The 13341-nt window shown below is 49.5% G+C and carries 11 protein-coding genes, 7 tRNA genes and 1 riboswitch; all 18 genes read right to left on the bottom strand.

The genetic code is table 11. The features are described from left to right. Positions 1-34 precede the first annotated feature (34 nt). The 18 genes from DXB83_RS00305 to DXB83_RS00215 all read right to left on the bottom strand — a co-directional run bounded on the left by DXB83_RS00305 (position 35) and on the right by DXB83_RS00215 (position 13249). Positions 35-116, bottom strand: a tRNA-Leu gene (locus DXB83_RS00305). Between the two features lie 68 nt (positions 117-184). Next, positions 185-257 (bottom strand) — tRNA-Lys (locus DXB83_RS00300). 18 nt (positions 258-275) lie between these two features. Then, positions 276-347: transfer RNA gene (locus tag DXB83_RS00295), tRNA-Gln, on the bottom strand. Between the two features lie 20 nt (positions 348-367). Then, positions 368-441: transfer RNA gene (locus DXB83_RS00290), tRNA-His, on the bottom strand. A gap of 46 nt (positions 442-487) precedes the next feature. Next, a tRNA-Arg gene (locus tag DXB83_RS00285) sits at positions 488-561 on the bottom strand. A 26-nt stretch (positions 562-587) separates the two neighbouring features. Continuing rightward, positions 588-658 (bottom strand) — tRNA-Gly (locus DXB83_RS00280). A 6-nt stretch (positions 659-664) separates the two neighbouring features. Next, positions 665-739 (bottom strand) — tRNA-Pro (locus DXB83_RS00275). Positions 740-1059: 320 nt separating this feature from the next. Then, the gene (locus DXB83_RS00270; protein ID WP_330415456.1) at positions 1060-1545 is read right to left on the bottom strand and encodes a metallophosphoesterase family protein; all 486 of its coding nucleotides are present in this window, start codon (positions 1543-1545) and stop codon (positions 1060-1062) included. Positions 1546-1559: 14 nt separating this feature from the next. Continuing rightward, on the bottom strand, positions 1560-2162 hold the full coding sequence (locus DXB83_RS00265) for an XTP/dITP diphosphatase (protein ID WP_117760504.1): 603 nt from the start codon (positions 2160-2162) through the stop codon (positions 1560-1562). A 128-nt stretch (positions 2163-2290) separates the two neighbouring features. After that, entirely contained in the window at positions 2291-4021 is a 1731-nt protein-coding gene (locus tag DXB83_RS00260) for a carbon starvation CstA family protein (protein ID WP_117804217.1), read from the bottom strand. Between the two features lie 44 nt (positions 4022-4065). Beyond that, positions 4066-4590, bottom strand: a complete 525-nt coding sequence (locus DXB83_RS00255; RefSeq protein ID WP_055219714.1) for a hypothetical protein — start codon at positions 4588-4590, stop codon at positions 4066-4068. Positions 4591-4751: 161 nt separating this feature from the next. Then, positions 4752-5909 carry a THUMP domain-containing class I SAM-dependent RNA methyltransferase gene (locus tag DXB83_RS00250; protein WP_117801933.1) on the bottom strand — a complete coding sequence of 386 codons (1158 nt, stop codon included), beginning with the start codon at positions 5907-5909 and terminating at the stop codon, positions 4752-4754. Positions 5910-5925: 16 nt separating this feature from the next. After that, a complete protein-coding gene (gene yfcE / locus DXB83_RS00245; protein WP_022462632.1) occupies positions 5926-6468 on the bottom strand; it encodes a phosphodiesterase in 543 nt (180 codons plus the stop codon). A gap of 106 nt (positions 6469-6574) precedes the next feature. After that, positions 6575-6892: a rhodanese-like domain-containing protein gene (locus tag DXB83_RS00240; RefSeq protein WP_243001874.1), complete on the bottom strand. Its 318-nt coding sequence runs from the start codon at positions 6890-6892 to the stop codon at positions 6575-6577. 119 nt (positions 6893-7011) lie between these two features. Beyond that, on the bottom strand, positions 7012-7212 hold the full coding sequence (locus DXB83_RS00235) for a hypothetical protein (RefSeq protein ID WP_055227027.1): 201 nt from the start codon (positions 7210-7212) through the stop codon (positions 7012-7014). Positions 7213-7761: 549 nt separating this feature from the next. After that, a complete protein-coding gene (locus tag DXB83_RS00225; protein WP_118697249.1) occupies positions 7762-9126 on the bottom strand; it encodes an alanine/glycine:cation symporter family protein in 1365 nt (454 codons plus the stop codon). 209 nt (positions 9127-9335) lie between these two features. Beyond that, positions 9336-9426: riboswitch (glycine riboswitch) on the bottom strand. A 311-nt stretch (positions 9427-9737) separates the two neighbouring features. Continuing rightward, on the bottom strand, positions 9738-11447 hold the full coding sequence (locus tag DXB83_RS00220; RefSeq protein WP_082424887.1) for an ABC transporter ATP-binding protein: 1710 nt from the start codon (positions 11445-11447) through the stop codon (positions 9738-9740). A gap of 41 nt (positions 11448-11488) precedes the next feature. Then, positions 11489-13249, bottom strand: coding sequence for an ABC transporter ATP-binding protein (locus DXB83_RS00215; protein WP_055227033.1), 1761 nt, complete (start codon positions 13247-13249; stop codon positions 11489-11491). Positions 13250-13341: the final 92 nt, after the last annotated feature.

Genomic DNA, 13341 nt, shown 5'->3' with positions numbered 1-13341 from the left:
CTGATTTTTGTCATTTTACTGCTGTGGATTTTTCTGCGGTTAGTGGGACTCGAACCCACACGCCGAAAGGCACAGGAACCTAAATCCTGCACGTCTGCCAATTCCGTCATAACCGCATATTATTTTTTCAAAAAAGAAAAACCCCATAGAAAACCTCCATGGGCGTTTTCTATGGGTTATTTAGTGAAGCATCGGGGATTCGAACCCCGGACAACTTGATTAAAAGTCAAGTGCTCTACCGACTGAGCTAATGCTCCGTATACTTTTGCATCCAACTGGGCTAGCTGGATTCGAACCAGCGAATGCAGCAGTCAAAGTGCTGTGCCTTACCGCTTGGCGATAGCCCAATGTTTCGCCTTGCTGGCAGGGTGGATAAAGGGATTCGAACCCTTGGCCTCCAGAGCCACAATCTGGCGCGCTAACCAACTGCGCTATACCCACCATAATTACGACTTACAGTCTTTTTCACTATTTAATTTTAGTGAAGCGTGCTTGGAGGGATTCGAACCCCCGACCCACGGCTTAGAAGGCCGTTGCTCTATCCAACTGAGCTACAAGCACACAGCTTCTACAAAATTGTAGCAGCAAGCGGGTGATGGGAATCGAACCCACGTATCCAGCTTGGAAGGCTGGTGTTCTACCATTGAACTACACCCGCACGACATCGGGGTGACAGGATTCGAACCTGCGACCTCCTGGTCCCAAACCAGGCGCTCTAGCCAAGCTGAGCCACACCCCGTAAACAAGGTTTCCCGATTTGCGTTTAACCCTTTCGCGCTCGACGCAAGATTTATTATATTACATTGTTTTCGGTTTGTCAACACTTTTTTTCATTTTTTTCAAAATGTTTTTTGTGTTGTTTTGTTCTCACCGGACAACAAAAAGATCTTATCATATCTTTTCTCATCTGTCAACACCTAAATTGTATTTTTTTGACAAACTTTTTAAGGATTAGTCAGAACCTGCTCCGGTACTACCCTGTTTTCTTTGGAATAGTCATGTTAGTTGCGATAATTCATTCGATTTTGGGCTGTTTTCCGCCCTTTTTCGACCCGTTTTTTAATCCAGATACTTGATTTCCACCGAAAGCTCATGCTCTTCGTTGATCGCCAGCATGGCATAGCTTGGTTTTCTTCCCATCTGACGCGGATACGTGAGGCTGCCCGGATTGACAATCCAGAGATTTCCACGCTTTTCTGCGACCGGCCGGTGCGTATGGCCGAACAGTACGATATCCACACCCCTGGAAAGCGCCTCCGCATAGATTCCCTCCAGGCCGAGCGATACGCCGTAGTTATGACCGTGTGTGATAAAGGCACGGTAATCATCAATGTTCACCTGAATCTCCGCCGGGAGGTCTGAAAACCAGTCATTATTTCCCATGACCATATAGCACGGGCCGTTTACCTTGGATTTGATCAGGTCATCCATCCCTTCCACGTCACCGCAGTGGATCATGCCGTCGAACTCCTCACGTTCCATGGCCTCCTCAAGGTTATACATCCGTCCATGGGTATCGCTCACTATCAGAAATTTCATACTCATTCTCTTCCCTCTTCTTATTTCAAATATGATGCAATCTGTTCTTTCATCGCCGCCAGTGCTTTTCCTCTGTGGCTGACTGCGTTTTTCTCTTCCGGAGAAAGTTCTGCGGTCGTGCGGCTCATATCCGGCAGATAGAAAATCGGGTCATAGCCAAAACCGTTCTCCCCGCGTTCCTCGTAACCGATTTTTCCCTCGATCGTTCCTTTGGTGGTACAGACTGTTCCATCCGGGAAGGCAGCTGCAATCACACAGACGAATCGTGCCGTTCTTTTTTCCACCGGCACGCCCTCCAGGCGGTCAACGAGGCTCTGATTTTTGATGCGGTAGGACGTATCCTCTCCCATATATCTTGCCGAATAGACACCAGGCTCGCCGTTTAAGGCATCTACTTCCAGACCGGAGTCATCCGCCAGCACGATCATGTCGCCGTCTGTGCATCCGGCAACGGTCTGTGCTTTGATTTTTGCATTCTCCTCAAAGGTTTTGCCGTTCTCATCGATCTCAACCGAAATGCCGGCTTCTTTCATCGAATAAATTTCCACCGGCAGATCCGCAAGGATTTCACGGATTTCTTTCATTTTGCCGGCGTTTCCTGTTGCAAATACAATTTTTTTCATAACCGTTTTCCTTCTTTCACGCTGAAATAACTTGCGATCATTATACCGTATGTGTGACGCAAACACAAGAACCCTGTCACAAAAAAAGACCCCCGTTTTTATCCGGGAGCCTTTTTTGTAATCACACATTATTTTGCTTTTTTCTGATTTGCCAGAGTCTTGAATCCATCGACAGCCAGGATCAGCGCCAGGATGACAAGCAGGCCTGCCAGCACGATACGTGCTACGCACCAGCCGATGCCAACGCCTGCGCCAAGGCCCTTGAAGTTTGCGATCAGGGTCTGTACAAGGGATGTGATGGTTACGATCAGCATGAATACCATCGGGAACAGGAACATTTTGTTGTTTTTGCCGACTTTTCCAAGCCAGGTGGCAACAGCAAGAAGTCCGATGGCTGCCAGCAGCTGGTTGGATGCACCGAACAGCGGCCAGATTTTGGAATAACCGGTCAGGCCAAGGCCGATGCCGAGTACTACGGTGATAACGGTTGATACAACCGGATTGGTCAGAACGGCTTTGTAGCCGGTTGCCTCTTTGTAAGTCTGTCCCGGCTCAAGCCAGAACTCCTGGAACATGTATCTTGCCAGACGGGTTGCGGTATCCAGAGAAGTCAGGCAGAATACCGATACAGTCAGAACCAGCAGAGAGTACAGTACATGGGTCGATCCGCCAAGTCCCGGAATGGTTGCTACCATCTCGGAGATACCGGTTGCAAATACAGCGGTCGGAACAACGGTGGTTCCGTCTGCGTATCTGGACCAGATGTAGCCGACTGCACACAGAGATACGATTGCAAGTGCACACTCAATCAGCATACCGCCGTATGCGATCGGGCGGGCATTTTTCTCATTGTCAAGCTGTTTCGATGTAGTTCCTGAACCAACGAGTGAATGGAATCCGGAAATTGCTCCGCAGGCGATGGTTACGAACAGGGCCGGGAACATAAATCCAAGAGAACTTCCGGTCGGAGCCAGCGTATCTTTGAATCCGGTGAATGCCGGGATATCCAGGGATGCATGGCCCATCAGAGCACTTCCGATGACACCGGCAGCGGCTACGATCATCATGAAGTACAGAAGGAAGGAGCTTAAGTAGTCACGCGGCTGAAGCAGAATCCAGACCGGTGCAACAGAAGCTACGGTGATATAGATACCAACGATTACCATCCATGCTGTCTCGGAGAGATAGATCGGATGGAAGTTTAATCCAACAACAACGCAGACAACAATAGCTGCAACGCCTGCGATGGTGGAAACGCCAAGAGATACATTTCTTCTGTATACCATGAAACCGAAAACAACGGCGAGTACGATGAACAGAATGGAAATCATAGCGGTTGTTGCATTTGCAGAACTTGCTGCCACATCGACAGCGCCGCTCTCGGTATAGGCTGCCTTGAAGGTATTGGCAACGATGGAACCGAAGGCTGCAACAACAAGAATCAGGGTCAGGTAAGCGAAGACGATAAAGAGTTTTTTCGCTTTACTTCCCATGGTGTCTGCGATAACCTCGCCGATGGACTGTCCTTTGTGGCGCAGGGATGCAAACAGTGCGCCGTAATCATGAACGCCTCCAAAGAAGATACCGCCGATGAGTACCCATAAAAGAACCGGAACCCATCCAAAGACAGCGGCCTGAATCGGTCCGTTGATCGGGCCTGCGCCTGCGATGGATGAGAAGTGATGTCCCATTAAGACAGGAGCTTTGGCAGGAACGTAGTCCACACCGTCCTCCTCGGTGAATGCAGGGGTTTTCCGTTTCGGATCAACGCCCCACTGCCCGGCAAGCCATTTTCCGTAGAATACGTATCCGGCGATCAGAATGCCGATTCCGACAACCAGTACAAGAATACTATTCATTTGTTTTTTCCTCCCTCTTTTTGGTAGAATAAATTTATAGATAACTAAGACCGGAACATCTTAGCATATCCCTTTACCAATTCCCAAGCCGCCCGGTTTCCAAACACTTTCTGTTCTGCCGTATCAAAGACGAGCAGCCGCACCTGACAATAGCCTCTCAAAGAAAACCGGTAATTTTTATAATACTTATATTTTCGGATTTTCTTCTTTACGCTGTCCGCAACCGGTTTGTCCGCAAAAAAAATACCGGTGACCAGCGTGTACATGTGGTCGGTATCCGGTACTTCCTTCCCCTCGCGAACCACCTTTGGCTCTATCCATTCTGTCAGGTCCGTCAGAAATGTTTCGACGTCCTGATCGTTCAGTTCTTCCACCGCTTTAAAATACGCATGCTCATGACAGCTGATCCTCCACAACTCTGCTTTCTTTGAGAGCACGTATTTTGCGCCGCTCTCGTGGTAGCTTGCACAGGCATCGTATGTATGGCCGTTTACTTCGGACGGCTTTACGATATCGTAGCTCCTCTCGTAGGAATGCAGCAGCCTGTCTCTGATCTCCTGTCCGTTCATGGTTTCCTCCGCTTGATGAAAAAATTTCGCATGAGGACAGTTTAGCACAGTAGTGCAGTGATTTCAAGGAAATATTAACCTTTTCTAAAATTTTTCTTTTAATTTTTGTTACCAAAAAGGAGCAACACCAAAAATCATTCGGCATTGCTCCTCCATTTGTATTATTTCTGTTCTTTTTCCCGGCGCGGCGGCTTCGGTCCCGCGTACTGGTAAAAGTAGGTTTTCAGCATTCCATTGTAAATTTTACGGTTTTTATCCGCCTTTTTGCCGAGATACCGCTCGGCATCCTCGTAGCTCGTGATCAGATACATCGACCAGGAATCGAGAGCGCGGTACCGCTCTCCTAATGCCTGATACAGGGCCGGAAGATCTTTTTTGTCCTCCAGGCGCTCACCGTACGGCGGGTTGGTAATCAGAAAACCGTATTTTTTCGGGTGCGACAGCTCGGCAACCGGACGCTGCTGGAAATGGATCAGGTGATCCACACCGGCCAGCTTTGCGTTCTCTCTGGCACTCTTGATGACATCTCCGTCGATATCAAAGCCCTGAATATCTGTCTCAATATCGTTCCGGATCCGGTAGCGTGCATCCTCCGCCGCATCCATCCAGCATTTTTTCGGCACGAGGTGCGTCCACTGCTCCGCAAGGAAAGAACGGTTGAGACCCGGTGCAATATCGGCCGCCATCATGGCCGCCTCGATCGGGAACGTACCGCTTCCGCAGAACGGATCGACAAGAATCCGGTCACCCTTCCACGGAGTCAGCATGATAAGTGCTGCGGCAAGGGTCTCGGTGATCGGCGCTTTCGCGGTCAGCTTGCGGTAGCCTCTCTTATGAAGGGAAACGCCGGAGGTATCGAGTCCGATCGTAACCTCGTCTTTTAAAATCGAAACACGGATTGGGTACTGTGCACCGTCCTCCGGGAACCACTCCATGTGGTAGACCTGTTTCAATCGCTCGACAATCGCTTTTTTCATGATCGACTGGATATCGGACGGGCTGAAGAGCTTACTCTTGATGGAGTTTGCCTTCGTTACCCAGAACTTTCCGTTTTTCGGGATAAATTTCTCCCACGGGAGCGCTTTTGTCGCTTCAAAGAGTTCATCGTACGTTTCGGCGTGGACCTGTCCTACTTTGAGCAGGATACGCTCGGTCGTGCGAAGGAACAGGTTTGCGTAGGCGATTCCCTCTGCATCTGCAAGAAACGTTACTTTTCCATCCTCCACGCGCTCGATTTCGTAGCCGAGGTCGAGGATTTCACGTTTCATCACCGCCTCCAGGCCGAAGTGGCACGGGGCGATCAGTTCATATAATTCCATACTCTCCCGTCCCCTCTTATAATGTGAGCTGTTTTACGACGGTGCCGTCAAAGCCTTTGATCGTAAATACGCCGTCCTCGAGGATTGCATAGGTCGGGATATTGCCCTCTTTCGGCAGAGATACAGAACCCGGGTTCAGGAAGGTGTGTGCGCCTTTTTTCTCGGCACGCAGGACGTGGGTATGGCCGTACAGGAAGATATCTCCATCCATCAGCGGCGGCAGATTCTGCTCATTGTAGATGTGGCCATGGCTCATATAGAAGGTATGGCCTCCCTCGATCAGGATGCCGTAATCTGCCAGCACCGGGAACTCCAGTACCATCTGATCTACTTCTGCGTCGCAGTTTCCGCGCACGTTGGTGAGGTACTGTTTTTTCTCATTCAGCATGGCGATGACCTGTTTCGGTGCGTATTCTTTTGGAAGATCGTTTCTCGGGCCGTGATAGAGAAGGTCGCCTAACAGAAACAGGCGGCTTGCGCCCTCTGCCTCGAAGGCTTCCAGCATTTTTCTGCAGTAATAGGCAGAACCGTGAATATCAGATGCAAACATGTATTTCATATCGTGATCTCTCTTTCGTTTTGTGGTTTGGTTTTGTATTGTTTTCTGTTTCATCTTACCGTATCTTTTCCCGCTTGACAAGAAGAAATGTTGGATTGCCGCCCCATTACAGCTCTTCTCCCGCCACCAGATATCGTCCGCGGTATGCATGCATTCCGCCGATGACCGTTTTGACCTCGTATCCGTTCTCCGCCAGCCGCTTTCCCTCCGCCATGCTCGCGGCACCCCGCTCACAGCAGATCACAAGAATTTTGTCCCGCGGCAGACAGACCCGTTCGAGCAGATGGTCATAGGGAAGATTCACCGCTCCTTTCACATGCCCTTTTTCGTATTCCCGCCGGCTCCGCACATCGATGATCATCGCCCACGGTTTTCCCACGTACCAGTCCAGCTGGTCTGCCGCCAGCAGTGTCATGCCTGCCATATCCTGGTCCCCCTCTCCGGATCTGACTTTCTCTCCTGTTTTATATGTATGCAGAAACCGGCGGCAGAGTCCGTATGGGACCCTCCGCCGGCTTTTTCTGCCGGAATCCCAAGGTTTACTTAGTATTTTTCATACTCATCCTTCTCGTCCTGCTCCCGGTTCTGCTGACCGTAGGATGACATCTCACGGTCTTTCACATGATTGCAGTCTCTGCTGTTCTTCTGGTTTTTGCTGTATTCGCTTTTCTCGTATCCGTTTTTGCTGTACTCGTTTTTGCTGTATTCATTTTTGCTGTATTCATTTTTGCTGTTTCTGGTCATAATCTTGTTTCCTCCTGAATGTTTTTTTGTCCTGCGACATCCTTTAGTATCGCTTTTTCCGCGCAGATTATGCATCCAGAACCCTGTTTTTCCACGGTATCTGTTCCAAAGTGGGGAATGCAAGCCCAAAAATACAGTGTTTTTCCTGCTTTCGGACCACTGCTTTCCAAATTGTGGTAATTTTTTCCAACTTTTGAATTTCGATGTTGCTTTTTCCCGTTATCTGTATTATAATCAATTTTGTAAAAGAATTTACCCTTCATAAATTTTTTTACAATTAATAACCCCTTATTAATTATTTATACTCCCCTTGAAAGATCGGTAGCTCCCCTGCCGGTCTTTCTTTTTGCAATTATTCAGAGCCATGCAAAATTTCAAGAAGAACTGTGAGTCATGCTCGCATGAACGAACAGTTCTTCTTGAAATTTTATATGGCGAGAAGCCACATCGAGATGCAGCGCAGCGGAATCGAGATGTGGCTCTGAATAATTGCAAAAAGAAAGTCTGCATCAGCAGACTTTCCTCCTTTTTCCCGTTCTGTATATATGATTAGAATTCTACTTTTTCACCTTTTGCCGCTTTTGCTACGGTTCCTGCGAGGACGATCAACGCCATGAGGTTTGGAATTACCATCAGGCCGTTAAAGAGGTCTGACAGGTTCCATACGAGATCCACTTTCAGCAGAGAGCCGAGGAAAACGAACACAACGACGATCAGCGAGAACGGAACGACTGCTTTCTTTCCGAACAGATACTGTACGTTCTGTCTTGCGAAAAAGTACCATCCGACGATGGTCGAGAATGCAAAGAACAGAAGACAGATCGCTACGAACGCCGGTCCGAAGCCTTTGAGGCCGGTTCGGAATGCCGCCTGTGCGACCGGGGTTCCTTTAACACCGGTACTCATCATCTCTTCCAGAACGCCGGAAGAAAGAATAACGAGAGCGGTCATGGTCAGGACAACGAAGGTATCAATAAAGACACCGATCATCGCTACTTCACCCTGATCCTCCGGGTTCTCGACATCGGCAATCGCATGGGCATGCGGGGTGGAACCCATACCGGCTTCATTAGAGAAGAGGCCTCGGGCAACACCGTAACGCATGGCTTTCCGCACGGTAATACCGGCTGCTGCACCAAATACGGCGTCCGGACGGAATGCACAGATAAAGATCGAAGCAATCGCTGACGGCACATGCTGGATGTTGATCAGAATAACAACAAGGGCTCCGACGAGATACAGTGCTGCCATCACCGGAACAACTTTTTCGGTGAAGGATGCGATACGGGAGATACCTCCGATGAAAATGAATGCGGCGAGAACGGCTACAATCACACCCATCACCCATTTCGGTACGGAAAATGCGGTGTAGAACGCATCACTGATGGAGTTCGACTGTACCATATTTCCCATAAAGCCAAGCGCCAGAATAACGGCTACGGCAAAGAAGCCTGCCAGTGCTTTTCCAAACGTTCCCTTGAATGCGTGGGTAATGTAGTAAACCGGTCCTCCGATGATTTCCCCGCTCTCATCGCGGCGTTTGGAGATCTGCGCGAGATACGCCTCGCCGTAGATCGTTGCCATGCCGAAGAACGCAGCAAGCCACATCCAGAAGATGGCTCCCGGGCCGCCGGATACGAGTGCGGTCGCACATCCTGCGATGTTTCCGGTTCCGACCTGTGCGGCGATCGCTGTTGCAAGCGCCTGGAAGGAAGTCATGCCGTCTTTTCCGGCCTTCTTACCCTTTAACGAGAAACCGCCGAAGACGCGGTTCCACGCGGTCTTAAACTTTCTTACCTGTACAAAGCGGGTCCGAACAGAGAAATAAACTCCCGTACCTACCAGCAGAAACAGCAGTACGCTGTTCCAGAGCACATCACTGATCTGCGCAATTGCCTGATTCAATGCATCCATTTTCTTTTCTCCCTTTCCATTCGACGTATGGTCTGAACGATGTGGATCACACATCCGCACCGTTTTGAGAAAAAAAATACCATCTCCTGCGGAATTTTTCCTGCAGAACATGGCTCTGATTGAAAAATACAGCAAAAAACCGCGCTTCCGGAATTTTTTCGTTTCTGCGCACCGCTTTTTTTGTTCCGCGGCTGTTTTTCTTCTGTATCTTTTTTGACTCTGTCCTTTTGCCTGAGAGATTCTGCATCGCTGCATTGCACCTTCGGCACTCTTTTCAAGAGCTTCTCCAGAGACCACTCCGTTTTTAGTCCTCGCCGTCTCCCGTCCGTTCTTGTTTTAAGAAGAGAACCAGCACCTGAAAGTTTTACTTCTTCGGTCGTGCACCTTTCGAAAATTAAATTTCCAAAAGCTCTCCGCACATTTTCTAAAAACTTCTACGTCTTTTTTTATTTTTGTAAAACTATAGCACCTGTGATAGGATTCGTCAATACCCCATGCCGTATTTTTTTCAGAATATTGCAAAAACATATAAAAAATCAGCAGATCTGAGCGCGCACGCCTCAAAATCGCATGCGCGGCACAGATCTGCTGTTCTCTTTTCCAAATATCTTTTATGACGCCTGGAACTGGCTGTTGTACAGATTGTAGTAGAAGCCTTTCTTCTCAAGAAGCTCCTCATGGCGTCCCTGCTCGATGATCTTTCCATCTTTCATGACGAGGATCAGCGAAGCGTTGCGGATCGTGGACAGACGGTGGGCAACGACGAAACTCGTTCTGCCCTGCATCAGCTTGTCAAACGCCTCCTGAACCTGCAGTTCGGTACGGGTATCGATGCTGGAGGTCGCCTCGTCGAGGATCAGCATCGGCGGCAGGCAGAGCATGACACGGGTGATACAGAGAAGCTGTTTCTGCCCCTGGCTGATGCTGTCTTCGCTGAGAACCGTGTCAAGTCCCTTCGGCAGACGCTTGATAAACTCCCAGCTGTGTGCCTCTTTGGCCGCATTGATGATCTCCTCTTCCGTCGCATCCGGCTTTCCGAAGCTGATGTTGTCGCGCACGGTTCCCTGTTTGATCCAGGTATCCTGCAGCACCATACCAAAGCAGCTGCGGAGCGCATGGCGGGACAGTTCGTCGATCGGCTTTCCGTCGATGCAGATCTTTCCGGCATCGACATCATAGAAGCGCATCAGCAGGTTGATAAACGTCGTCTTTCCGCATCCGGTCGGGCCGACAATGGCAACACGCATGCCCGGCTGTACGTCAAGATTAAAGTTCTCGATCAGTTTTTTCTCTTTGTCATAACTGAATGCTACATCATCGATCGTCACATTTCCCGTCACGGTATCGATCGTTCCGGCCGGGTCTGCACTTTCCTCTTTCTCTTCCAGAAGAGCAAAGATACGGCCTGCGCAGGCAAGCGCGTTCTGCATCTCGGTGATAACGGAACTGATATCATTGAACGGTTTCATATACTGATTTGCGTACGACAGCAGAACGGAAAGTCCGCCGACGGTCAGCGCGCCGCCCGGGATCATGAAAGCTCCCACAAGGGCAACACCGGCATAGATCACGTTGTTGACAAAACGGGTGGACGGGTTCGTTAAGGAACTGTAGAACACGGCCTGCTGGCTGTATTTCTGCAGATCTTTGTTGATCTCTGCAAAACGCTCGGAAGCTTTTTCCTCATAGCCGAACGCTTTGACTACTTTCTGGTTTCCGATCATCTCATCGATGAGTGCGGTCTGTTTTCCTCTCGTCTCACTCTGTTTCTGGAACATTTTGAACGAGCGGCCGGAAATAAATTTTGCCACGAAGAAGCTCAGAGGTGTCAGGCAGATCACAAGAAGGGTGATCCATACGTTCTTCGAGAACATGAAAAACAGTGTCACAATAATGGTTACGATGCCGGAGAACAGCTGCGTAAAGCCAAGCAGAAGACCGTCCGATAAGATATCGGTATCTGCGATAACACGGCTTACGATGTCTCCGGAGCTGTGCTGATCCAGATAGGACAGCGGCAGCACCTGGATATGACGGATCGCCTGGGAACGAAGGTCGCGCACGATGCGGTACGTCATACGGTTGTTGATCAGGTTCATGATCCATGCGGAAAGTGCGGAAACGAGGGTAAAGAATACGATTCGTTTCAGATAGAACCACATCTCCGGGAAATTGACCTGGTGGGCTGCAACAACCTCATCGATCGCATCGCCGAACAGGATCGGAATATAAAGCTGTAAAATAACGGTAACCGCAGCTAGGACAATACTAAGGCCTAAGAAAATTTTATAATTTCCGATAAACGCCATCAGCTTTTTCATGACCTGCATGCCGCTTTTTCCGGACTTGTTTTCTGTCTTTTTCATGCGATCACCCCGCTTTCGTTGTTATAAGCTGCACGCTCTTCCGGGAACTGGGAGAAGTAAATCTCGCGGTAAACCTCGCAGGTTTTCATCAGCTCGTCGTGTGTGCCGTTTCCTTCGAGCGTACCATTTCCAAGAACGAGGATCTGGTCTGCCTGACGGATGCCGGCGATTCGCTGGGATACGAGGAAGGTTGTCGTGTTTCCTTCGAGATTGTGGACGGCTTTGCGGAGTTTTGCATCCGTTGCAAAGTCAAGCGCACTCGAGCTGTCGTCCAGAATCAGGATTTCCGGTTTTTTTACCAGCGCACGCGCAATAGAAAGACGCTGTTTCTGTCCGCCGGAGAGGTTCTTTCCATTCTGCTCCAGCATAAAATCGAGCTGATCCTGTTTGCCTTCTACGACTTCTTTCGCCTGGGCTGTGGTGAGCGCCTCCCAGATTTCTGCATCGGTGGCGTCCTCTTTGCCCCACCTCATATTGTCGCGGATACTGCCTTTAAAGAGCACTGCTCTCTGCTGAACAACACCGACTTTATTGCAGAGCTCTTCTTTCGTGTAATTCTTTACATTCTCGCCGTCTACCATGACGTCACCGCTGGTCGCATCGTAGAAACGGGAAATCAGGCTGACCAGCGTCGATTTTCCGCTTCCGGTACCGCCGATGATTCCGATGGTCTGTCCGCGTTTTGCGGTAAAGCTGATATCCGATAAGCTCTCTGCGCCGGCTCCTGCATAGGTGAAGCTGACATTTTTAAATGTAACAGCTGCATCGCCAGTTACTTTCTTTGCAGCGCCGCCTTTTGCCGGGTAGTTCATGGTTGTCGGAACCGCCAGTACGCCGGAGACACGCTCTGCACAGGCAACGGATTTGTTTAAGGTGATGATGAGCGATGCCAGTTTGATCAGCTCCACGATGATCTGCAGCATGTAGTTGTAAAGTGCGACAACCTGTCCCTGCTGCATACTGCCGATGTTAACCTGAAGGCCTGCCTGCCAGATCAGGACAACGGCTGCGATGTTGATGAGGACATAGGTCAGCGGATTTAACAGTGCGGAAATTTTTCCGACAAACTCGTTCAGACAAGTCAGCTCATCGTTGCTCTTTTCGAAATCGGCAACAGACTGCTCCTCACGGCAGAACGCACGGATGACACGGACACCGTTCAGATTTTCTCTTGTCATTCCGGTGACGCGGTCGAGTGCCGCCTGTACCTTTTTGAACAGCGGGATGCTGACCAGCATAATGCCGAATACGGCAACGAATAGGATCGGAATAGTAACCAGGAATACGATGGCACATTTTACGTTGACGGTAAATGCCATCACAACGGAACCGAATACGATAAACGGACTCCGCAGCAGCAGACGCAGACCCATGTTGATTCCGTTCTGCACCTGGTTGATATCGTTGATCAGACGGGTGATCAGCGTATCGGTTCCAATGGTATCCAGCTCCGTAAAGGACAGAGCCTGGATGTGATCAAAGACCGCCTGGCGAAGCTCGGTTGCACAGCCGACGCTCGCTTTTGCCGCGAAATACTGCGCGGTGAAGCTGCAGCAAAGTCCGACTGCCGCCATCAGAACGAGGATTCCAAAACGGCTGACGATGTACGGACGGTTATTGCCTGCGATACCCACATCGATGATCTGGGCAACAACCATCGGCACCAGAAGGTCGAATACGACTTCCAGAAGCTTGAACAAAGGAGCGATGATGCTCTCTTTTTTGTAGTGCTTCAAGTAGACTCCAAGACTTTTCATCTTCTTTTTCACTCTCCATTTCTTTGTTTCTTGACATTGACAGTATAATCTCATATGATTAATACGAATAGTATTGTTTTTATAGCTTAGTG

Source organism: Blautia sp. OM06-15AC, assembly GCF_003481425.1.
GTDB classification, from domain to species: domain Bacteria; phylum Bacillota; class Clostridia; order Lachnospirales; family Lachnospiraceae; genus Fusicatenibacter; species Fusicatenibacter saccharivorans.
The sequence above is the reverse complement of the archived record's forward strand: the minus strand, read 5'-3'. Positions and strand labels throughout refer to the sequence as shown.